Source organism: Pseudomonas sp. CCC3.1 (assembly GCF_034347405.1).
Lineage (GTDB): Bacteria > Pseudomonadota > Gammaproteobacteria > Pseudomonadales > Pseudomonadaceae > Aquipseudomonas.
Genome location: NZ_CP133778.1, coordinates 4,479,418 through 4,499,782 on the forward strand (window position 1 = coordinate 4,479,418; position 20,365 = coordinate 4,499,782).

Sequence of the window (20,365 nt, forward strand, 5' to 3'; positions counted from 1 at the left end):
AACCCTTATATGAATAGTTAAATGGGTGCCGATTAAAATGTCAGGCCGTAGCGTTCTGCCACGCCATAACGCGCGATTTAACTGTTTGCCTCCTGGTTGTTGTCTTTAGAACGGGGAAGTGCCATCAGTCACTTCCCTACTAACGCGTGATCAAGCATTCGTGTCTTTTTTGACGTCCGATGGCTCTTCTTTACCTGGGAAAATAACGCTGGCCACGATACCGATGGCCAATACCACCAACACCACCAACAGGCTGGTGTTTGGCTCAATGCTGATGCCATGGCCAAACAGGTGGTTGGTTGCATTCAGCGCCAGCTTGGCAGCGATAAAGAACAACAACGCGACCACCGATTTTTCCAGGTGCACCAAGTAGCGCTTAAGGGCTTCGAGTACGAAGTACATGGTCCGCAGGCCGAGAATCGCAAACATCATGGCCGAGTACACAATCAACGGTTCACGGCTCACGGCAATAACGGCGGGCACGGAGTCGAAGGCAAACAGGATGTCGGACACTTCAACCACCACCACGCACAGAAACAGCGGGGTCGCGAACAAGGCGCCTTTTCCGACCAGCGTCATGCCTTTGTTTTCAGGTTTGGTGATCTCTGTTTCAAGCTCTTTGCGCGAGACAAAAAAGTGATGTCCGTGCAGCTTTGGCCAAACCGGAAACAGCTTTTTCGCAAACCGATAGGCGATGTGCTTTGAGTAATCCTCGTCTTTATCTTCTTCGTTGCCGCGCAACATCATGATCGCAGTCCAGGCGACGATCACTGCAAACAGCACCTCGACCCATGGGCCAAACGCCAGCAGGCCAGTACCGATGGCCACAAAGATCAAGCGGAATACGATGGCGCCGATGATGCCCCAGTACAGCACGCGGTGACGCAGCACATCCGGGATCTTGAACCAGGCAAAGATCGCCATGAACACGAACAAGTTGTCGACGCTAAGGACTTTTTCCAGCGCATAACCGGTGACAAACAGGCTGGCCACACTTGGGCCATGCGCGTAGTACAGATAGCCTGCAAAGGCGAGCGAGATCAGCACCCAAAAAATCGACCAGATGGCCGCGTTGGTCAAAGTGACCGGTTTATCGCTTTTGTGGGTGAACAGGTCGATTGCCAGAGCAATGACCGCCAGAGCCACAAATACAGCGATGGTCGTTGGCGGAAAGCCAATTGCCGTGTTTTCCATGATGCCCTCAGAGATCAAAATCGCCAGGGCTTAGCCCCAGCTCATTACACATAGCGCGGCAAGCAGCCCGCTCACTTTCGTCGAAGTTGCCGTCCGCACTGACGATGGCACAACAAACATGCACCTGCAGGCGAGCAGCCTCTTCTTTTTTACACCGTGTTTACTTGGACCCCGCAGCCCAGCGCATACCCCAGCCAAAGGCCTTGTCCATGTCCGAGTGCCCCTTGAAGAACTCAACCTTGCGATTCACCTTGACGCTGCCGCCGACGTTTTCGAGCAAGGCGATGGCGCACATGCCCTTGTTGCCGCCCTCTTCGCTCAGGCGCACTTCAATCGGCGGCTCGCCCGGGATGTACAGCGTGATAACGCCGTCAGTGGCTTGCCAGTTCGGCGCACCTTCGTAAATGTACGCGTACACCAATACCCGGCGTATTTTGCGCCACTCCTTGCCATTGACCCGCAGCCACTCGCCGTCACTCACCGACCCGGTCCGGTCATCGCCCATCAATTGAATGAACGGCGCGTCACCAAAATCGCCAAACGCGTTGCCCAAAGCCTGGACTGCGCCCTTGCGGCCGTTTTCCATTTCGTACAGGCAACCCACATCCAAATCGATACCACCTGACTTGCCGAGCAGCGAAGCAAAGAACCCACCACTGCTCTTCTGCGCAGCACGGTTCCAGTTGAGGTTGATTTTAATCTCGCCGAAATCGCCGTCTTTTTTATCGAGGCTGATAGTCGGGCGCTGCTTGTCGAGAGTGACCTTCGACAAATTGACAGAGGGCGTTGGCGCGACGGCGGGAACTGGATTCGCTGCGGGAGCGGCGGCGGCAATTTCAACGCCGAAGTGTTCGGCCAACGGCGCCAGGCCACCGGCAAATCCTTGTGCGACGCAGCGAAATTTCCATACGCCCTGACGGCGATAGAACTCACCGAGGATCAGCGCGGTTTCCTGCATGCCTTGCGTCGGGATCGGCGCTTCAATGCCTCCGGTCACCGCGACATTGAGCGGGGCGAATGAAGAGAATTGGGCTTTGTTTTCGTAAATGGTCGCCGTCAATGCGACTTTTTCGATGGCCGTATCAATCGCCTCAAGGTTGAGACTGAACACTGCACGGCCGGGTGCAGACTCAACCAGCTTCACGGCGCCATGGCTGACACTCTGCTGGCCGAAGAAACACAGGTCGTTGTCGCCACGCACCTTGCCCGACTCGCTCAGCAGGAACGCCGAAACGTCCAGGTCGGCACCCGCCACAGGGCTGTAGCTGACAGTCACGCTCAAGGCGCCTGGATTAACGGCAGTGTTTGCACCCGGCGTTAGCGTGGTCATGCGTACAACGCCTGTACAGCATCGAGGGTCAAGGAGGATACATTCCTGGCATTGGCTGTCAGGCCCAAACGGTTTGTTTCAAGACCGGTTCCGGCTTTTTTATCCAGGAAAACAGTTTGAATCTGGGACAGCCCAATAGCCATGTAGTGTCTCCTTGTTTGCACGGAGGCACGAGGTGCCGTAAGTGATTGCTAATTATTGACCTGCTTTGCTTGCGCCAGGCTTACAACGGATCACGCAAACACACATCCAAGGGGCGCTTGCGGCGCCACAGTGCATGAAACTCGCGCCAATGGGGTTCTTGTGCGGCACCCAGCATCTGTTCATCACCCCGGGTGTCGCCCCAGGCGCGCAATGTGTATTGGTCCAAAGGACCGTACTGCGCCTCTAGCCGGAGGACTTTCTGTTCGCATCGACAGTTGGTGCCGTCAATTTCGCCGGTGAGTACGCCATCAACCGATTGCAGGCGCGTACCGATGAGCCCGATGCCCAGCTTTTCAGCAAAAGGCCTGAGCACCAGCTCAGGCGATGCCGAACAGATGGTCACGATTGCTTTTTGCTCCAGCTGATCGGCGACCGATAGTAAGCCCAAAGGTCGCATCAACCGCTGGAACGAAGCGTCACAAAATGCGTCGGCACGCTCTGCGACCCACGCTTCCTTGGCTCCCGTGAGGTAGACCGTAATCAGCTTTTCTTTCAAATCGTTTCGGCTGATCCTGCCCAGCAAATAAGAAGCGGTTGACGGGATCATCCGCAACAAACGCATTGCGAACAGTCGATTGCCAAAGGCAAAGCGCAAGAAGGGGACAAAACTGTCGTGATAGGTCAGCGTGCCATCAAAATCGAAAGCCGACAGGACCGGTTTGCCCTTCTCTGGTGTATTCAAAACTTCATTCAACCGACTACTTCAGCCAATCGCTGGCTGCCTCCAAAAGTGTCCATCGAGCTGGCTATTTCGGAGCGAACCCCTTGCCAATGCGCTCGTTCAATAATCATTTGCGCCCATTTGTAATGGGTCGCGGGTTCACACATGGCGTCGTTGAATTTGAACACCGCAGGCGCCGTCTCACTGAGTATTTGACGTGCACTGTTGAGATCTTCAAGGGGGACTTGCAACGCCCTGTGGATAACTGCAATTTGCGACGGATGTATCGCGGTTTTACCTATAAGCCCGTGGGCAATATCCAACGCCAGTTCCTGCTCCAGCAGTTGCGGCGCATTGAGCTGTTCGAACACCGGCGCGGTCAGGGCAAAGCCCGCAGAGCCCATGATCGCGCATAACATCGAAATCACGTAATTCATGGGCGTGTTGTACAGCGTCATCGTCGGGGTACGGCGCAAGCTCAGGCAACTCATCAGATCATTACCGCCAATGCGCAAGGCGATTATTCGCCCCGGCAGTTGCTCCAGCAGGGCACTGCGCAACTCAATCATGGCGCCCGAATCAAACACCTCAAGGGTTTCAAGAGTGGGCATCAGCATCAAATCGCTGCGGGTAACGGCCTGTTGCCACTCGCTGATGTTGTGCAGGCTGAGCTTGGGTACGACAAAACCATCGACATAACGCATCAATGACCATTCATTGAGCACCGCTGCCATCGCTGAGTCACGCGGCCGGACAAACAGAATCGGACCGCCGGACGCTCTGCCACCGCGTGCATCAATCGCCAACAAGAGGTTTCTGAGATTGCTCAGCGCCTGCTGCACATCGGTGACGGCCACTGCGTCTTCAAGGCACACCACCAGCGAACGCAAACCCTGGATTTTCTCGCCGTACACCACCTCCAAAATGTCAGCACGGGTCGCCGGCATGTAAAGCGTAGCGCCCAGGGCATAAGCGGAATGCCTGATCATCAGCGAACACTCCTGATCACAGTCACAGCGCGATACGGTCCCAGTTCGTCGCCGACTTCTTCGACCTCGATATTGGCCTGACGGCTCAGGTGCATCAGCAGTTGGACGTTCTGATCCGCACGACTGCGCACCAACACGTGGTCGGGCACGCGGCGCATCACCGCACGGGTGGCCTCGGCAATACCGGGTTTGACCCGATTGGGGCTGGACACCGAAAAGCGCGTCGAGACACGTTCGACCGCCGCCTCGGCTCGCTGCTGCAATGCCAAGGCCTGTGTCGGCGTCCAGGGGTGTGCCGCGACCTGCGGCGGTAAGTGGGCACGCTCGATTTCGATGCTGTGGATAAAGTTCATGGTCTCGTCATGCGCAGCCAAGTGGTCATACACCACGCACCCGTGCAAACCGGGCTCAAGTGGCCAGATTGAGCGTGATACCAGACCTGACACCGTCGCCCCCAAAATACCTGATGGGATCAACCAGTCTTCGGCCGATGCCGCCAGCCAGGCACGCCCACAAGGGTCGGCCAACACCACCAGACGCGGCTCGGATGGAAAACGCGAGTCGCCCGCCAAGCTGTCGCGAATCTGCCCGCTGATCGCGCCTTTACCGGTCCAGCCATCAACAAACACAATGTTCTCGGCACCGTGGGCCTTGATGATAGCTTCGAGGGCCACGTTGTCGATTCCACGGTCACGAATAATGCTGATCCCGTAATGCCGGACATTACGCCCCCGCTCAACCAGCGCCCGACGCAGCAAAACACCCAACGGCAGCCCGGCGCGCACAAACGATACCAACGCAATCGATGCCCCGTTATAACGCTCATGCAGTGCGAGGGCCAACGCCTGAACATCGGCCGCCATGCGCGCACCGTTTCGCGCCAGCGCCTGTTGATACAGGGCTTTGTGGGGATTGGAGGGCGGATGCTCCTGGCTGATCATTTCGGAGTAATGACGCTGGCGGGTCTGAATCAGCCGCTCTTTTTCCTCCACACTTTGCTGCACATCGGTGGTTTCAATTGCCAAGACGCGCAGTAAAAAGTGCACATCATCGGCGCCGTAACTGCCGCTGCCGAGAGTATTCAGCGCTGCAAATGCCTTATTCATGATCAACACTCGCCAACACATGGCTGGCCAACTGGCCGTGCTTGGGCGTGCCCCACCAGTCGCACTCGGCCATAAAGCCCAGGTCCGACAAGCTGTCACCAAAACCGAGCAACGGGCGTTTGCCATTAAGCGCCTGGTCGCGGCGAATCCACTCGCGCACCGCTTCACGCTTTTGCAGCGCCAGCGGCAGGAACGCCAGATTGTTGCCGTTGCCGTGAACGTACAGCCCGTCGAGCAACCCCCTTGCCTTGACCTCGGCCAGCACACGGAGCAGCACCTGATCGGTTGCGTTGTTGTGCTTGGTGACCACGTAATGGGCCAGTCCTTGTTCTTCAACCACCCACCCGCGTAGCGAGAAACCCAGTTCGGCGCCAATGGCCAGCGTGTGTTCGCTTAGACGACGAAGACGGTTCTGCTCATGCGCCAGCGCGTTGCACATGCGTGCCTGCCAGTCGCGGTCCAGCGAGCCGTCAGCCTTGAGGATGACCCCGCCGTGAGCACACACAGCGCCGTGCACAAACGGCAACTGCACTCGCTGATAGGCCTCAACGCTGCGGGCCGTCACGGGCACAACGTCAGCGGTGGCCAGCAGCCACTCGACAACGCTTTTCTGCGAGGCGCTCATAAAACCATTGGGCTGGCCGTCCACATCCAGAGTGGCGGTATAACGAGGCTCATCGCCCATTTTTCGGGCGGTTTGAAACAGCGTGTCGTCGAGGTCAACGAACACCAGCGCACGATTAGTGGTCATGGCCGATGACCTGCGCATTCAACGCACTGAGCAACGCCGGATCAAGTGCAGCAGCCGGGGTTTCGCTGCAAATCAGCACGCGGTCAAACTGGCCGGGAGCGACGTTGTACAGGAAGTTCGGGATCCCCAGACCATAGTTATCGCTGAACGACAGCGCATGTTCGATGGCATGCCCCACGGCAATGGGCGAGCGGCTGGTGGCGCTGAAATGCACATCGGCCCCGGCGTGCTCCAAGCGTTCGGCCAGCAAAAACGGGGGCCAGACAAACTCGCCAGTGCCCACCACCACGACCCGTTCACCGGGCTGCACCTGCAAGCCTGGGGCCAGCGTGTCACGGTGTTCGCACACCCCCATGCGCCCCCAGTCACGAAGGGGGTCTAACGGCCAGTCGCCTTGGGCAACGCTCCCCACGTGGGGCATATCGGGCAGGTCGGCGCTGAGGTCTTCGGTGAAGGTGTAGCTCCCCTCAAGCAATGAGACGCTGCTGACGTGATCGCCCAGCGCCGTGTGCACCGCGTCTTGGGACCAGTCTGTCAGCGTCGCTGTGACAATGCGCTCAATCGAAACAAGGCCCGCCTCGGCCAAGGCTTTGGAGACATTAATAAAGGTATTGCCGGTCGATGCTTCATCATCCACCAGCACCAACGAACGGGCCTTGAACAGCCATTCGCGGGTACGAGTGTCCTGCGGCACGTGCAGCAAATGCGTGCTGGCATGGCTGTGTGTTTCTTCAAAACGGGCAAGCAACTCGCTGCCCGTGGGGTGACGGGTGCTGCACAGATACACGCAGTCATTGCGGGTCTGACTGAGTGCGCGGTGCACGCCAGCGCCCAGGCCAATGGCCGTTTCAGCCATGCCAATCACGAGCACGGGGCCGGGCAAGTCGGTTGGAATTTTAGCGGCCAGCGCATTGAAGCTTTCGGCCATCAGCGACGGACGGGCCGGAATGTGCCGACCCAGCACGCGCGAAACGAACAGAAAGGCGCGCTTGGGGTTACGCCGTTCAGCAAAACTGAACAGCGCCTGTGGATCAAACGTCGATGCATTGACTTCAACCTCCAGTCGGCCACGCCTAAGGTTTGCGCACAAAGCCTGGGCTTCGGTCATGGGTTTGCCGCTGCTCATCAGAGTCTATTACCTGGGAATACGCAAAAAAGAGGGGTGGCAAGATTCGCGAGTGGCCCCCTTTAAACAAGAGAAAAATGATTACTGGACATGGCCGTGATCGAGTCGCCTGGCCTGTACTCGCCATGTGGACACATATGACAAAATATTAATTTTATGAACTAACTAGTTCATACTGTGCGACATCGTGTCGCTCCCCTGCTCTGCGACACTGCCTACGAAGGAGCACTTTCCAGATGTTTTTCTCTTCCCGCGCCCTGCTGACCTCCAGCCTGTGCAGCGGCTTGTCTCTCTTGGCCCTGACCTCCACCGCCACGCTGGCCGACACCACCGACGACCTGATGAACCGCTCGACCTTGACCGGCAACTGGGGCGGCGAGCGTCAGAAGCTGGCCGACAAGGGCATCAAACTGACCGGCGATTACAACTCCGAAACGTTTTCCAACCTGCATGGCGGGATCAAGCACGGCACGCGTTACTCACAACAAGTACGGGTCGGTGCCCAGTTTGACTTGAGCAAATTGCTCGACACCCCAGACGCGGGGTATGTGCAAATCACCGTCAACGACCGCCGCGGCCACAGCGCCTCCGAAGACTTGGTGGGCAACCGTTTGCCGGTACAGGAAAACTATGGCGGCCAGTACACGCGGCTGTCCGAGTTCAGCTATGAGCGCACGCTGTTTAGCCCTGCGCTGACCACCAAACTCGGTTTCTTGCCGATGGGCAATGACTTTGGCGGCATGCCGTTGTTGACCAGTTTTGTTAACGCCGGTTTCTGCGCGCACCCGCTGACCATGTCCAATGGCAGTGGCTGGAGCAACTACCCAACGCCACACTGGGGCGGCGAATTGCGTTACACCGTCAACCCGTCGCTGACCCTGCAAACGGCCGTGTTCCAGGTCAACCCGGAGTACAACAGCCGGTCCTCCGAAGCGTTCAGCATGACCACGCGCGGCACCACCGGCGCGATCCTGCCGCTGGAAGCGATCTTCAATAACAACGCCTTCCTCAACGGCCAATACAAAGTGGGCTGGTACTACGACACCTCCAACACCACAAAAATTGGCAGCACTGAAAAAACCAACAATCGCACAGGCGCTTACGTACTGGTCGACCAGGCGATCTGGCGCGATGAACAAGACCCCGAAAGCGTATTGCGCGCCTTCGGCCAGGCCGCCACCAGCAATGCGGCGACCTCCGCCATGCACCGTTGGTACTCGGTGGGTCTGGTCAAACAAAAGCCGTTTGCCAGCCGCCCGAAAGACAGCATCGCCTTCGCTTATGGCCGCGCCGTGTTCAATTCACGTTCGCGGGACGTGCAAGAAGCTGCGGCAGCCAACCCCGAGCAAGCCAACATGATCGCCAACCTCGACAGCGGCGAGCAGTTGCTGGAACTCAACTATGGGGCGCAAGTGACTCCATGGTTGCTGCTGCGTCCGGACGTGCAATACATCATCGAACCGGGTGCGTTCTACGGCAAAAGCCGCGGCAATGCACTGGTCGCGGGGTTGCAGGTTAAAGCGACGTTCTAAAGCCTGTGAACCTTTTCAGAGTGCGCGGCGACGGCTTCGGGTTGTCGCGCACCCTGGATCAGCGAGCGCTGAAAAATCGGCGCAAGCCTCTGGCTATCGCGCACGTTTTTCACAATTTGTTAAACATTCGCCTCCTATACTCCAGCGCACTCTTTACTCGACTTCTGCCTGGTAGCCCAATGCGTCTGACTCGTCCCGCTCTGCTGTTAGTGCTGCTCGGTTGTTTGCTGTTGTTTTTTGCGCTGGGCAATCATCAGTTACAAGGCTCAACCGAATCTCGGGTGGCGGGCATTGCGATGGAGATGCACCTGAGCAATGACTGGGTAACCCCCTCTTTGCTCGGCGAACCTTTTCTGGAAAAACCACCCTTGAGTCTGTGGCTGGATGCCGGAGCCATTCGTCTGTTTGGCGGTGAGCCCTTGAGCGTGCGGCTGGCGTCGGCCTTTGCCGGTTTATTCTGTGTGCTGTTGCTGTACGTCATGCTGCGCAAGCTCGCACGCCCGACAGCACTCGCCTGGACTGCCGCCGCCATGCTCGCCACCATGGCCAGTTTTTGGAGCAATAGCCGCCAGGTGGGTGAAGATGCCTTGCTCACCCTGGGGGTGACGATGGCGCTGTTGGCGTTCTATCACGCCAGCCGCCAACCCCGTTTTGCCCTCGGTAGTTGGCTGTTGTTTGCCTGCGGCATTGCCATTGCGACGCTCAGCAAAGGCGTGCTGGGACTGGCGCTGCCAGGCGTGGTGATTTTTGCCTATCTGCTGTGCGAAAGCCTGATCGACAAGCGTTTTACCCTGAAAAACTGGCTGCGCCCGGCACTGCTGACGTTGCTCGGGCTGATCCCGTTGCTGATCTGGCTGGCCCTGCTGTACCAGCGCGGCGGGCTTGCGGCAGTGGGTGAAGTGCTGTGGGCCAACAGTATCGGGCGCTTCAGCGGCTCGTTTGTCGAGGCCGGGCACTACGAACCTTTCTACTATTACCTGGCCAAGTTGCCCGAAGCCTTTTTGCCCTGGAACCTGCTGACGTATCTGGGCCTCTGGCACTTTCGCAAGCAGTTGCTGCAAAACCGTTACCTGCTGTTTTTCTGCGTCTGGCTGCTGGCGCAATTCATGCTGCTGACCCTCGCTTCCAGCAAACGCACGGTGTACCTGATGTCGCTCGCCCCTGCTGCTGCGGTGATTGCGGCGGAATATGCCGGGGTGATACTGGACTGGCTGCGGCACAAAAGTCAGACCTCAGCACTGGCCAAGCGCATCAGCGACCATCATCGCGGCCTCGCGATAACCCTGCTGGCCGTCATCGTCAGTTGCTACCTGGTGGCCGCCTTCCTGGCGCCGCGAGCTGACCGCGCCGTGTCCTTTCAACCGGTATCGGCACAGGCCTTGAGCTTGCAGGCCAGCGGCAAGCATCTCGCCTTGATGCAACCTGACGAGCGCCTGGCCTCGGTGGTGTTCTACAGCCAGCAACTGCAACAGGCGCTGCAAACCAAAGAGCAGTTACTGGCCTTTTTGCAGGCATCGCCTGATAACGTGGCCATCGTTGAAAAGCCGGATGTGGCCGGCCAGCCACTGAACGTATTAGCCACCGTTACCGTGGGGCATCGCAGCTTTTACTTTGTGTCACTGAGTACTGTGAGCCCGCAAACATGACGTGCGGCAACAGAGTCGCAGTGACTGTGGCCGAATAACCGGTTTTGGCTACGCTCCCAGTGCTGGACGTTTCCCAGTCAAGGAGCCTGCCATGACCATCCGCATTAACAGCCAGACCCTGAGCGATTACGACGCGCAGTTGGCTTATAAGACAGCCACGGCGTATCTGCGCCAATCGGATCTCGCCAACTATTTGATTGACCAGCTTGAGCAGCAGCACGTCAAGCTCAGTGTCGAGGTCTGCACAGACCCGGCACTGGCCAACCAGACCCTCTCGAACAACGGGACGATTGTGTGGAACCTGCTTAGCAGCGTCTCGCCCAGCCCCGACCTGCCCCATGTTGCAGCCTTGCTTAGCCGCATCCCTGCGTCACAAAAGCCGTACATCACCAGCCAGTGGGCGCTCATGCATGCACTCGCGCTCGCGTGTCAGCAACTGAACAACCAGCTTAACTTTCGCGATGCGGATGCAACGTGGCCGTGGCTTGACGAAAAAGTGCTCAGCGCCGACGACATTGAAAATGCGGTGGCCCGTGAACTCAGCGATCTGCCGCTACCGAGCGAGCAAAACTGGAACCGCGTGCTCAAGCCTGCCTGATAGTGTGGGAGCCTGGCTTGCCAGCGATGCAGGCGATACGGCTTTAATCGTTAGACCGCGCAGAGACAATCGCTGGCAAGCCAGACTTCCACAGAGGGCGATCCCTGCCCCAATGAAAACGCCCGGCTGGAGTGGCCGGGCGTTTTCATTGGAGCGGTTCAGGTCAAAGCGGCCGCATCACAATCTCGACGCTTCAAACCCGTGGCTGACGGGCAAGGCCGTGTGCGGCACAATGCTCCCCCAATCTTTGGTTTCGATGTACCCGAGCATCTGCGGCTGAGCGCTGGTGCCATCGGCTTTGATAAACAATGAGGCACCGTAACCGAATGTGGTGTCAGTGGGCACATTCATGCCCGCTTCAAGATCGTCCATGCATTCGCTGTGGGTGACCAGCACCAGATTGCGACCCGGTACTTTGTGCTTGAGCACATCGCGCAACATCGTGCCCCGGCAGTTGAATATCCAGCTGTGTGCTTCAACGGTGCGAGCAAACATCGCCTCGGCTGTTTGCCGTGCCCGCGTCAGGTCGCTGCTATAAATATCGACGTCTTTGAGCCCTAGCTGCCTGAACTCATTCCCCAAGCCCTGCGCAACGGTTTCACCCAGCACCGTGACACCGTCCTGTGGCCCAAGACAGGCTGCATTCGTGCGATCACAACGTTCCACATGACGCACCAGTGCAATCACATCGCCGTGGGCCCAGCTTTGGTTCAGGGTCAACACGCGACTGGCATTGTTGAGTTTCGCCAGGTTAGGCGCAGGTGACGGCGACAGCAGTTGCACGGTGATAAAAACAGTCAGAACGCTGACGCCGATCACGACCAGTGCATTTCGATAACGTGCCAGTGCCTTGCGCAACATTGCGCGTTTAGCCCCAGCTAGTCGAAGACTCAAAATCACGTAGAACGCCCCTATGACAGCCTGTGAACGACAGTTGCCGCCACCCTATAACTTGAATATGACAATGGATGGTTGAGCAATCCCACTGCGGCGTAAGAAAGTAGTCTTGCATGACAAGCCTTTTTCCCAACTGAACGCAGTCTAAAAACAGGGGCGTCAGGAGCGAGTGAAACGAATGTGAAAAAAACCTTGAAACCGGGGACTTAACCGCAGCGTTACAAATGGTTGTTAGCCCATTGTTCATGACGCATCAAAAAACGTTTCAGCTCTGCCGTCTGCCGCCGATACAGCCCAACACAAGCACTCTGCTGGGCCAAAAAAACAAAACCCTCCAGCGAAACTCGATCCTGCGCGCACCGTTCCTGGAGATTTAAATGAACAGTTGGCTGAGCAACATCAGCGTTAACTTGAAACTGGCCTTGGGCTTCGGCCTGGTTTTGGCCCTCACGTGCCTGATGGCCATCGGCAGTTGGTTCAGTCTGGATACCCTGATTGCCCGCAGTAACTGGATGAGCGACATCACACGACTCAACAGCGCGCTGACCAACCTGCGGGTCGCGCGTTTGCAGTACATGCTGACCAATGGCGACGAAACCGCTGCACAAAACGTGCAAACCAATCTGGATGCCTTTGAAGCTCAGCAAAAGCAATTGCTCGGCATCTTCAAAAGCCCAGAAAACCTCAAGCTGCTGAACGAGCAGCACGATTTCATCACCCGTTACCAGCGCGCCCTGGTCACGATGCGCAAGGCGTACATTGAGTCTGCCGTGTCGCGTGAGCACATGGACAGCAGCGCCAAAGCAGCGCTCGCACACATTGACACCCTCGACACCCTCGCCCTGCAACGTCCTGCTGGCGAAGAAGGTCGTTTTGAGCAATACCAGGCCGTGACCAAGGTTCGCGAACAGTTCTTGCTCGCGCGTGATCTGGCACGGGCGTTCACGTCTTCCCCCACGGTGCAGAACGAGGAAGCAGCACGTGCACAACTGAGTGCCGCAACCGCCAGCCTTGAAGGGCTGAACAACCATTTCGGCACCACCAGCAGCGACACCTTGCAGGCCCTGAGCGCTGCAATGGCCCAATACACTCAGGCATTGCAGGTATTCACGGGCACCAACAACACCATCATCGACATGCGCAAAGAGATGACCGACTACGGCAACGGCATCGTCAATCGCAGCAACGAGCTTTACAGCATTCAACTTGAGCGTCGTGATGCCGAAAGTGTCAGCGCCAATCGCCTGCAATTAATCAGCACCTTGCTGGTGTTGCTCTTTGGGGTCTGCGCTGCGGTGATCATCACCCGCCAAATCACCCGACCGCTGCGTGAAACCCTGGACGTGGTCGAGCGCATTGCCAGCGGTGATCTGAGCCACAACCTGCGCGTCACCCGCCGCGATGACTTGGGTGTACTGCAACAAGGTATTGCGCGCATGGGCACCACTTTGCGTGAGTTGATCAGCGGCATTCGCGACGGCGTGACCCAAATCGCCAGCGCGGCCGAAGAGCTGTCTGCGGTCACCGAACAAACCAGCGCCGGGGTTAACAGCCAGAAGGTCGAAACCGATCAGGTGGCCACCGCCATGCATGAAATGACCGCCACCGTGCAAGAAGTAGCACGCAATGCAGAGCAAGCCTCACAAGCCGCTGCCGCCGCTGACGGCGAAGCGCGCGAAGGCGACAACGTGGTGAATCAGGCGATTGATCAGATTGAACGTCTGGCCGTTGAAGTGGGCCGCTCGACCGAAGCCATGGCCGTGCTGCAAACAGAAAGCGACAAGATCGGCAGCGTGATGGACGTGATCAAGGCGGTGGCCGAGCAGACCAACCTGCTGGCGCTTAACGCTGCCATCGAAGCCGCCCGTGCGGGCGACGCAGGGCGTGGTTTTGCCGTGGTCGCCGATGAAGTCCGAGCGCTGGCCCTGCGCACGCAAAAGTCCACCGAAGAAATTCAGACCCTGGTGGCCGCGCTTCACAGCGGCACCCAGCACGTGGCCATGGTCATGAACAACAGCCGCACCCTGACCGACAGCAGCGTGAACCTGACCCGTCAGGCGGGCACTTCGTTGCAAGGCATTACCCGCACCGTGTCGAATATTCAGTCCATGAACCAACAAATAGCGGCAGCGGCCGAACAACAAAGTGCCGTGGCAGAAGAAATCAGCCGCAGCATCATCAACGTGCGCGACGTGTCGGAACAGACAGCGGCCGCGAGCGATGAGACGGCCAAATCCAGCGTTGAACTGGCACGCCTGGGCACTCAACTGCAAGAAATGGTCAGCCACTTTAAGGTGTAGTCCGCAACCTCAACTGATGTGGGAGCTGGCTTGCCTGCGATGATATCGACGCGGTCTATTTAAAAAGACCACGCCGCCTGAATCGCAGGCAAGCCAGCTGCCACATCAGCATGTTGTCGCGCATGGGTTTTCCTAGTGATGCACGCGCGCACGTTTGAGCAGTTTTTTACTGCGCTCCGACAAGTGCACAACCCGCAGGTGCTTGCCCGCTTTACGGTAGCGCTCGCGCAAGGTTTCCAGCGCAGCAATGGCCGAGTAGTCCGCAAAGCCCAGATGACTGCAATCCAGGGTCACAGTGGCCGGGTCATCAGCCGGGTCAAACAGCTTGAGAAACGCCGTGGTGGAGGCAAAAAACAACGTGCCATGGGCGCGGTACAGCTTGCTGCCGTCGCTTTCTACATACGTGTCGGCGTACAGCTGACGCGCCTGCTGCCACGCGAAGTTGAGCGCCGCAATGATGACGCCGCACATCACCGCAACGGCCAGGTCGGTAAAAACGGTGATGATCGTGACCGCAATAATCACCAGCACATCGTTCAGCGGCACTTTATTGAGCACCCGCAAAGAGGCCCAGGCGAAGGTCTGTTGCGAGACCACAAACATCACGCCGACCAGCGCTGCCAGCGGGATGCGCTCAATGAATGGCGACAAAAACAACACGAACAGCACGATCATGACCCCGGCAGTCACGCCCGACAGGCGGCCGCGCCCGCCCGAGCTGAGGTTGACCACGGTTTGCCCGATCATCGCGCAGCCGCCCATGCCGCCGAACACGCCCGAGACCATGTTCGCCGCACCCAGCGCCACGCATTCACGATCCGGGTAGCCACGCGACTCGGTGATTTCGTCCGTCAGGTTCAACGTCAGCAGGGTTTCCAGCAAGCCAACCACCGCCATCACCATCGCGTACGGCGCGATGATGCGCAGGGTTTCAAGGTTCCATGGAATGTCCGGCAGGGCAAATGTCGGCAAGCCCCCCGCGATGTGCGCCATGTCGCCCAAGGTGCGGGTCGGCAAACCGAGAAAATACACCGCCAGCCCCACACTCAAAATCGCCACCAGCGCGGGCGGCGCGGCGCGAGTCAGACGCGGCAACACGTAGACGATGGCCATGGTCAGCGCCACAAGGCCGACCATCAGGTACAACGGCGTACCACTGAGCCACTTGTCCCCTTCTTTAAAGTGATCCAACTGGGCCATGGCAATGACAATCGCCAGCCCGTTGACGAATCCGAGCATCACCGGGTGCGGCACCATGCGCACCAGCTTGCCCAGCTTGAGCAGACCGAACGCCAGCATGATCAACCCGCCCAGCAAGACGGTGGCCAGCAAATACTGCACGCCGTGTTGCACCACCAGTGCGACGATCACCACCGCCATCGAGCCGGCGGCACCCGAGACCATGCCCGGCCGACCACCGAAGAGCGCCGTGATTGTGCAAATAATGAACGCGCCATACAGGCCCATCAGCGGGTTGAGGTGGGCGACCAGCGCGAACGCAATGCACTCGGGCAGCAGGGCAAATGACGTCGTGAGCCCGGCCAGGACATCAGCGCGCAGACGTGAGAATTTCATGGTTTACCTAAAAGACGGGACAAACGAAGGGGGATACGACGAAACGGATGGTAACAAATTGCGCGGAAGGTAAGACACCTGTAGGAGCGAGCTTGCCTCGCGATCTTTTAAAAGATCAAAAGATCGCGAGGCTATGCGGGGGTTACTTCACCACTTTGCCAACGCCACGACCCCGTGGGTCGGAGGCGGTTTCCAGTTGAGTGCCGTTAACGCGGATGGCCTGGATGTCGCCCATGTTCCAGCCCTGATCTTCCAGGGTGTAACCCATGGCTTTGAGGTCATCGGCGACTTTGCCAGTCAGTGGCGCGTAAGCGTCGTAGTAAATGGTGTCTTTAGGCAGCAACTGGTGATGCACGCGCTGGGCAGACACGGCTTTTTCCAGCGGCAGGTTGTAGTCGTAGAGGTTGTTCAGCACCTGGAAAATCGAGGTGAAGATCCGCGAACCACCCGGCGTGCCGAGCACCAGCGTCACCTGGCCATCGCGTGTCACCAGGCTTGGGCTCATCGACGACAGCATGCGTTTGCCCGGCTCGATGGCGTTGGCATTGCCGCCCACCACGCCAAAGGCATTGGCCACCCCCGGCTTGGAGCTGAAGTCGTCCATTTCATCGTTGAGCAAAAAACCCGCGCCTTTGACGACAACGCCGCTGCCGTAATCCCAGTTTAGGGTGTAGGTGTTGCTGACAGCGTTGCCGTCTTTATCGACGATGGAGAAGTGCGTGGTCTGATGCGGTTCAAGACCGGGCTTGACGTTGGCGGTTTCAGAAATCGCTTTCGGATTGACCTCTTTCGCACGTTTGGCGATGTACGCCGGGTCGGTCAGTTCGGCCACCGGCATTTTGCCGAAGTCCGGGTCGCCCAAATAATCGGCGCGGTCAGCAAAAACGCGTTTTTCGATCTCGGCCAACAGGTGAATGTACGGGGCCGAGTTCAGCTCGACGCCTTTGAAGTCCGCTGCCCGGTCTTCTTTGATGCCGATCAGTTGCGCCAGCGCAATGCCGCCCGAGCTTGGCAATGGCGCGGTGTACAAGGTGTTGCCACGGAAGTCGACGCGCATCGGCTCACGCCAGCTGACCTTGTAGTCGTTGAGGTCTTCTTTGGTGATCAAGCCTTTGTCTTTTTGCATCTGCGCGATCAGCAGGTCGGCTGTTTCGCCGTGGTAGAACTCTTTGGCGCCTTGGTCGGCGATGCGCTCCAGAGTCTTGGCCAGCTCCGGCTGCTTGAAGGTTTCGCCGGGCTTCATGGTGCCGAAGTAATCGCCGAAGTTGGTGGTGCCGTTAAACAGCGCCAGCGCATCTTCGCGGTACTGGAATTGCTGGTCGGCCACCTTGAAACCATTTTTTGCATAACCCACGGCCGGGGTGATCAGCTCAGCCCATGGCAATTTGCCAAAGCGCTGGTGCGCCTCCCACAAGCCCATCACCGTGCCCGGCACGCCCGCCGCACGCGAGCCGACCAGGCTCAGGTTTTCAATGATTTCGCCTTTTTCATTGAGGTACATATCGCGGCTGGCCGCTTTAGGCGCCGTTTCGCGATAGTCAAGGAAGTAGGGTTTGCCATCGATGAACAGGGTCATGAAACCACCGCCGCCGATGTTGCCGGCCTCGGGGTAGGTCACGGCCAGAGTGAACGCCGTTGCGACAGCGGCGTCGACCGCGTTGCCACCTTTTTTGAGAATCTGCGCGGCGACTTCCGCGCCGTATTGATCGGGCGCAGCCACTGCGCCGCCTTCCAGAGTGATGGCATACGCCGAAGTGCTCGCCGCAATGGCAGCCGTCAAGGCCAGGGTTTTGAACCACACAATACGCATTCGCTACATCCTTTTATTGTTATCAACTATTGCCGAACCTTGTCTGATTTCGTCAAAAATTTCAAACAGCAACAGGAAAACTGCGGGGCGCCGCACACCCTGTAGGCATTAGCCCGTCAGTCTTTGAAATACGGCGCCGCATAGCTCGCCAGTTTGGTCTGGATAAAGTCCAGGAAACATTGAATCCGCAGTGCCAATTGCGAGTTGCGGTAGTACACGGCATGAATCGGCTGACGGTAGCCGCTGTTGAATTCGCCCAGCACCACCTGCAAACGCCCGGCATTGATGTCTTCACACGTCATGAAATGTGACAAACAGGCAATGCCCTGCCCTTGCAGCGCCAAGTGGCGAACGGTTTCGCCGCTGGAGGCGCTGATGGCCGGCTGGATGGGCCAACGATCACCCTGTGCATAACGCAGCGGCCATTGATTAAGGCCATCGTTTTGGGTGAAGCCGATCAAGGTGTGGTTGGCCAGATCGGCCACGCTGCTCGGGGCGCCGTGCTGCGCGATGTATTCTGGGCTGGCGAGGATGTTCAGCGGGCTGCAACCCAGTGAGCGGGCGTGCAAGGTGGAGTCGGCCAGAGGGCCGATACGAATCGCAATGTCGGTGCTTTGTTCGAGCAAGTCGATGATCAGGTCGTTGCTGTTCAGTTCCAGTTGAATGTCGGGATAGAGCGCCCGGAATTCGGGGAGGTACGGCACGATGGCGTGCAGCATGAACGGCGAAGCGGCGTTGATGCGCAGGCGCCCGGACGGCGTGCGCTGGTGCGAGATCAGACGCTCTTCAAGCTCGTCCATTTGCTCAAGGATCAGCTTGGCCTGCTCGAAGAAGAACTTGCCTTCTTCGGTCAGGTCCATGCGCCGCGTCGTGCGGTTGATCAGCGTGGTTTCGAGCTTGGCCTCCAGCCGCGACAGCGTGCGGCTGACGGCTGAAGGCGTTTGCCCGGCCTGTTCGGCGGCGGCGGAGATCGAGCCGCACTCAATCACCGAAACAAAAATTTGCAGCTCATCAGATCTGGCTTTCACGCGTGCCCCTCATTGGTAACGACTGCATAGTAGCCGCTAGTCGCCGCTGACGAGCAGAGCGAGTCTGCGATTACACGTCGAGGCCGAAGACTTCAGCCAGGTGCTGTTCATAACGCGCGGCGTCGACTTCAGGTTGCGGGCGCTTCATCACGTCAACACACAAGAAGGTCGGCAGGCCAGTCATGCCCAGAAACTGGTTGGCTTTGTGGAACGGGAAGTACACCGCGTCCACACCCTTGCCTTCAAAGAAGTCAGCCGGGTCGTCAAACGCTTGCTGCGGTGCGTTCCAGGTCAGCGACAACATGTATTTTTTGTCGTGAATCAGGCCGCCGCTGCCATAGCGCTGCGACGCATCGGAACGGGTGCGGCCGTCACTGGCGTAGAGCTTGCCGTGACCTTGGGTGAACACTTCGTCGATGTATTTTTTAACGATCCACGGCGCGCCCATCCACCAGCCCGGCATTTGGTAAATGATCACGTCGGCCCACAGGAATTTTTCGACTTCTTCGGCGATGTCATAGCCTTCGTCGATGTGGGTCACTTTGACTTCAAAACCCTGGCGATCAAAAAACGCCAGTGCGGTGTCGTGCATCGTCAGGTTGTAGCGACCATCGGAGTGAGCAAATTTTTTAGCGCCGTTAAGTAACAGAATTTTTTTCATCATCAGCCTCATCAGGGTCAGCCCTCAGCGCTGGTGAGCAGCACAGGGCGTTGAAGGTTTAAAACAGGGGGCCAGAATATAGAGCCCCTCCTTCAAGAAACACCCGCGCTGAGGCAAATGGCTTTTGCTTAAAATTCACGAATAGCAATTTGATTGTTGCTCAAGGGTTTCAACCACTGATCAACAAATGCGTGCCCAGCAGCGCCATGCCAATAAAGAACACCCGTTTGAACAGCGTGGCGCTGATGCGCTCGCGCAAACATTGGCCCAGCCACATGCCGAGCATGGCAGGCAGCAGCGCCAGCAACGAGGCATTGAGTTCACCGCCGCCCAGATTACCGCGCCAGTAGAGCCCGGCTGCAAGGGCTAATGTAGAGACGCTGAAGGACAATCCCAAGGCCTGCACCAGCTGATTTTTACTCAAGCCCAAGGCTTGCAGATACGGCACTGCGGGGATCACAAAAACGCCGGTCGCCGAGGTGATGACCCCAGTGATCAGCCCACACACCGGGCCTGCCCAGCGCTCGGCCGATGCGGGCACGCGCAAGGTGGGCAGCAACAGGCCGCTCAGGGCGTAGAGCAATAATGCCGCGCCCAATGCACGTACGACTTCGCTGCCGCCATCAACGCTCAGCCACAGCACGCCTAGGCCGGTGCCGAGAAAGATCCCCAGTTGCATGGGCCACAGGCGTTTTATCAGTGCCCGCAGTTGCCCGCCTGCGGCCAATTGCCAGGCATTGGTGACAATGGAAGGGATGATCAGCAATGCCGCAGCCTGCGCCGGAGCGATAGCCAGCCCGAGCATGCCCATGGCAACCGTGGGTAAACCCAGGCCGATCATGCCTTTGACCGTACCGGCCAGCAGAAAGGTCATCATCACCAGCAGTGACAAGGCCCAGCCCAAGTGTTGGTAGAACTCGATTAATGTTTTCATGGGGCCATGCTGAGCCACGGCGA

At 58.1% G+C, this 20,365-nt stretch carries 18 protein-coding genes and 2 pseudogenes; 5 read left to right on the forward strand and 15 right to left on the reverse strand.

The features are described 5' to 3' along the window. Nucleotides 1–150: 150 nt before the first annotated feature. The 9 genes and pseudogenes from RHM56_RS19660 to RHM56_RS19700 all read right to left on the reverse strand — a co-directional run bounded on the left by RHM56_RS19660 (nucleotide 151) and on the right by RHM56_RS19700 (nucleotide 7,361). Entirely contained in the window at nucleotides 151–1,194 is a 1,044-nt protein-coding gene (locus RHM56_RS19660; RefSeq protein WP_322235161.1) for a TerC/Alx family metal homeostasis membrane protein, read from the reverse strand. Nucleotides 1,195–1,201: 7 nt separating this feature from the next. Beyond that, nucleotides 1,202–1,327, reverse strand: a pseudogene (locus RHM56_RS19665) (TerB family tellurite resistance protein); the annotation flags it as partial. Nucleotides 1,328–1,354: 27 nt separating this feature from the next. Next, complete coding sequence (locus RHM56_RS19670) at nucleotides 1,355–2,524, reverse strand: TerD family protein (protein WP_322235164.1); 1,170 nt, start codon at nucleotides 2,522–2,524, stop codon at nucleotides 1,355–1,357. Next, complete coding sequence (locus RHM56_RS19675) at nucleotides 2,521–2,667, reverse strand: hypothetical protein (RefSeq protein WP_322235166.1); 147 nt, start codon at nucleotides 2,665–2,667, stop codon at nucleotides 2,521–2,523. The genes RHM56_RS19670 and RHM56_RS19675 overlap by 4 nt, the downstream gene beginning before the upstream one ends. Nucleotides 2,668–2,747: 80 nt before the next feature. Then, on the reverse strand, nucleotides 2,748–3,422 hold the full coding sequence (locus RHM56_RS19680) for an HAD-IB family phosphatase (RefSeq protein ID WP_322235169.1): 675 nt from the start codon (nucleotides 3,420–3,422) through the stop codon (nucleotides 2,748–2,750). Beyond that, on the reverse strand, nucleotides 3,419–4,378 hold the full coding sequence (locus tag RHM56_RS19685) for an HpcH/HpaI aldolase/citrate lyase family protein (protein WP_322235171.1): 960 nt from the start codon (nucleotides 4,376–4,378) through the stop codon (nucleotides 3,419–3,421). Before RHM56_RS19685 ends, RHM56_RS19680 begins: the two co-directional genes overlap by 4 nt. After that, on the reverse strand, nucleotides 4,378–5,484 hold the full coding sequence (locus tag RHM56_RS19690) for a cysteine protease StiP domain-containing protein (protein WP_322235174.1): 1,107 nt from the start codon (nucleotides 5,482–5,484) through the stop codon (nucleotides 4,378–4,380). The genes RHM56_RS19685 and RHM56_RS19690 overlap by 1 nt, the downstream gene beginning before the upstream one ends. Next, nucleotides 5,477–6,235, reverse strand: coding sequence for a trehalose phosphatase (locus tag RHM56_RS19695; RefSeq protein ID WP_322235177.1), 759 nt, complete (start codon nucleotides 6,233–6,235; stop codon nucleotides 5,477–5,479). The genes RHM56_RS19690 and RHM56_RS19695 overlap by 8 nt, the downstream gene beginning before the upstream one ends. Continuing rightward, complete coding sequence (locus tag RHM56_RS19700) at nucleotides 6,225–7,361, reverse strand: phosphoribosyltransferase domain-containing protein (RefSeq protein WP_322235179.1); 1,137 nt, start codon at nucleotides 7,359–7,361, stop codon at nucleotides 6,225–6,227. Before RHM56_RS19700 ends, RHM56_RS19695 begins: the two co-directional genes overlap by 11 nt. A 236-nt stretch (nucleotides 7,362–7,597) precedes the next feature. Here RHM56_RS19700 and RHM56_RS19705 point away from each other — a divergent pair, with 236 nt between their 5' ends. The 3 genes from RHM56_RS19705 (at nucleotide 7,598) to RHM56_RS19715 (ending at nucleotide 11,137) form a co-directional block, all read left to right on the forward strand. Next, complete coding sequence (locus tag RHM56_RS19705) at nucleotides 7,598–8,893, forward strand: carbohydrate porin (RefSeq protein WP_322235182.1); 1,296 nt, start codon at nucleotides 7,598–7,600, stop codon at nucleotides 8,891–8,893. Nucleotides 8,894–9,072: 179 nt separating this feature from the next. Then, on the forward strand, nucleotides 9,073–10,539 hold the full coding sequence (locus RHM56_RS19710) for an ArnT family glycosyltransferase (RefSeq protein WP_322235185.1): 1,467 nt from the start codon (nucleotides 9,073–9,075) through the stop codon (nucleotides 10,537–10,539). A 91-nt stretch (nucleotides 10,540–10,630) separates the two neighbouring features. Then, nucleotides 10,631–11,137, forward strand: coding sequence for a hypothetical protein (locus RHM56_RS19715; protein WP_322235187.1), 507 nt, complete (start codon nucleotides 10,631–10,633; stop codon nucleotides 11,135–11,137). Nucleotides 11,138–11,314: 177 nt separating this feature from the next. On the opposite strand, the gene RHM56_RS19720 is transcribed toward RHM56_RS19715, so the two are convergent. Beyond that, nucleotides 11,315–11,998, reverse strand: coding sequence for a histidine phosphatase family protein (locus RHM56_RS19720; protein ID WP_322235189.1), 684 nt, complete (start codon nucleotides 11,996–11,998; stop codon nucleotides 11,315–11,317). A gap of 548 nt (nucleotides 11,999–12,546) precedes the next feature. On the opposite strand from RHM56_RS19720, the pseudogene RHM56_RS25995 reads away from it, so the two are divergent. Both RHM56_RS25995 and RHM56_RS26000 read left to right on the forward strand, forming a co-directional pair. After that, nucleotides 12,547–13,479, forward strand: a pseudogene (locus RHM56_RS25995) (methyl-accepting chemotaxis protein); the annotation flags it as partial. Between the two features lie 141 nt (nucleotides 13,480–13,620). Further along, a complete protein-coding gene (locus tag RHM56_RS26000) occupies nucleotides 13,621–14,334 on the forward strand; it encodes a methyl-accepting chemotaxis protein (protein ID WP_416194921.1) in 714 nt (237 codons plus the stop codon). Nucleotides 14,335–14,466: 132 nt separating this feature from the next. Here RHM56_RS26000 and RHM56_RS19730 read toward each other — a convergent pair whose 3' ends face one another. The 5 genes from RHM56_RS19730 to RHM56_RS19750 all read right to left on the reverse strand — a co-directional run bounded on the left by RHM56_RS19730 (nucleotide 14,467) and on the right by RHM56_RS19750 (nucleotide 20,342). Next, on the reverse strand, nucleotides 14,467–15,909 hold the full coding sequence (locus RHM56_RS19730; RefSeq protein WP_322235193.1) for a SulP family inorganic anion transporter: 1,443 nt from the start codon (nucleotides 15,907–15,909) through the stop codon (nucleotides 14,467–14,469). A gap of 142 nt (nucleotides 15,910–16,051) precedes the next feature. Continuing rightward, entirely contained in the window at nucleotides 16,052–17,719 is a 1,668-nt protein-coding gene (gene ggt / locus RHM56_RS19735; RefSeq protein ID WP_322235196.1) for a gamma-glutamyltransferase, read from the reverse strand. Nucleotides 17,720–17,835: 116 nt separating this feature from the next. Beyond that, nucleotides 17,836–18,747: a LysR family transcriptional regulator gene (locus RHM56_RS19740; protein ID WP_322235198.1), complete on the reverse strand. Its 912-nt coding sequence runs from the start codon at nucleotides 18,745–18,747 to the stop codon at nucleotides 17,836–17,838. A gap of 70 nt (nucleotides 18,748–18,817) precedes the next feature. Next, nucleotides 18,818–19,408, reverse strand: a complete 591-nt coding sequence (locus RHM56_RS19745) for an NAD(P)H-dependent oxidoreductase (RefSeq protein ID WP_322241818.1) — start codon at nucleotides 19,406–19,408, stop codon at nucleotides 18,818–18,820. Nucleotides 19,409–19,577: 169 nt separating this feature from the next. Then, entirely contained in the window at nucleotides 19,578–20,342 is a 765-nt protein-coding gene (locus tag RHM56_RS19750; RefSeq protein WP_322235201.1) for a sulfite exporter TauE/SafE family protein, read from the reverse strand. Nucleotides 20,343–20,365: the final 23 nt, after the last annotated feature.

What these genes read in the sequence shown, in the direction of transcription:
- RHM56_RS19660 (WP_322235161.1), bottom strand. Translation starts at nt 1,194, where the DNA reads ATGGAAAACACGGCAATTGGCTTTCCGCCAACGACCATCGCTGTATTT.
- RHM56_RS19670 (WP_322235164.1), bottom strand. Translation starts at nt 2,524, where the DNA reads ATGACCACGCTAACGCCGGGTGCAAACACTGCCGTTAATCCAGGCGCC.
- RHM56_RS19675 (WP_322235166.1), bottom strand. Translation starts at nt 2,667, where the DNA reads ATGGCTATTGGGCTGTCCCAGATTCAAACTGTTTTCCTGGATAAAAAA.
- RHM56_RS19685 (WP_322235171.1), bottom strand. Translation starts at nt 4,378, where the DNA reads ATGATCAGGCATTCCGCTTATGCCCTGGGCGCTACGCTTTACATGCCG.
- RHM56_RS19690 (WP_322235174.1), bottom strand. Translation starts at nt 5,484, where the DNA reads ATGAATAAGGCATTTGCAGCGCTGAATACTCTCGGCAGCGGCAGTTAC.
- RHM56_RS19695 (WP_322235177.1), bottom strand. Translation starts at nt 6,235, where the DNA reads ATGACCACTAATCGTGCGCTGGTGTTCGTTGACCTCGACGACACGCTG.
- RHM56_RS19700 (WP_322235179.1), bottom strand. Translation starts at nt 7,361, where the DNA reads ATGAGCAGCGGCAAACCCATGACCGAAGCCCAGGCTTTGTGCGCAAAC.
- RHM56_RS19705 (WP_322235182.1), top strand. Translation starts at nt 7,598, where the DNA reads ATGTTTTTCTCTTCCCGCGCCCTGCTGACCTCCAGCCTGTGCAGCGGC.
- RHM56_RS19710 (WP_322235185.1), top strand. Translation starts at nt 9,073, where the DNA reads ATGCGTCTGACTCGTCCCGCTCTGCTGTTAGTGCTGCTCGGTTGTTTG.
- RHM56_RS19715 (WP_322235187.1), top strand. Translation starts at nt 10,631, where the DNA reads ATGACCATCCGCATTAACAGCCAGACCCTGAGCGATTACGACGCGCAG.
- RHM56_RS19720 (WP_322235189.1), bottom strand. Translation starts at nt 11,998, where the DNA reads ATGTTGCGCAAGGCACTGGCACGTTATCGAAATGCACTGGTCGTGATC.
- RHM56_RS26000 (WP_416194921.1), top strand. Translation starts at nt 13,621, where the DNA reads ATGCATGAAATGACCGCCACCGTGCAAGAAGTAGCACGCAATGCAGAG.
- RHM56_RS19730 (WP_322235193.1), bottom strand. Translation starts at nt 15,909, where the DNA reads ATGAAATTCTCACGTCTGCGCGCTGATGTCCTGGCCGGGCTCACGACG.
- ggt (WP_322235196.1), bottom strand. Translation starts at nt 17,719, where the DNA reads ATGCGTATTGTGTGGTTCAAAACCCTGGCCTTGACGGCTGCCATTGCG.
- RHM56_RS19745 (WP_322241818.1), bottom strand. Translation starts at nt 19,408, where the DNA reads ATGAAAAAAATTCTGTTACTTAACGGCGCTAAAAAATTTGCTCACTCC.
- RHM56_RS19750 (WP_322235201.1), bottom strand. Translation starts at nt 20,342, where the DNA reads ATGAAAACATTAATCGAGTTCTACCAACACTTGGGCTGGGCCTTGTCA.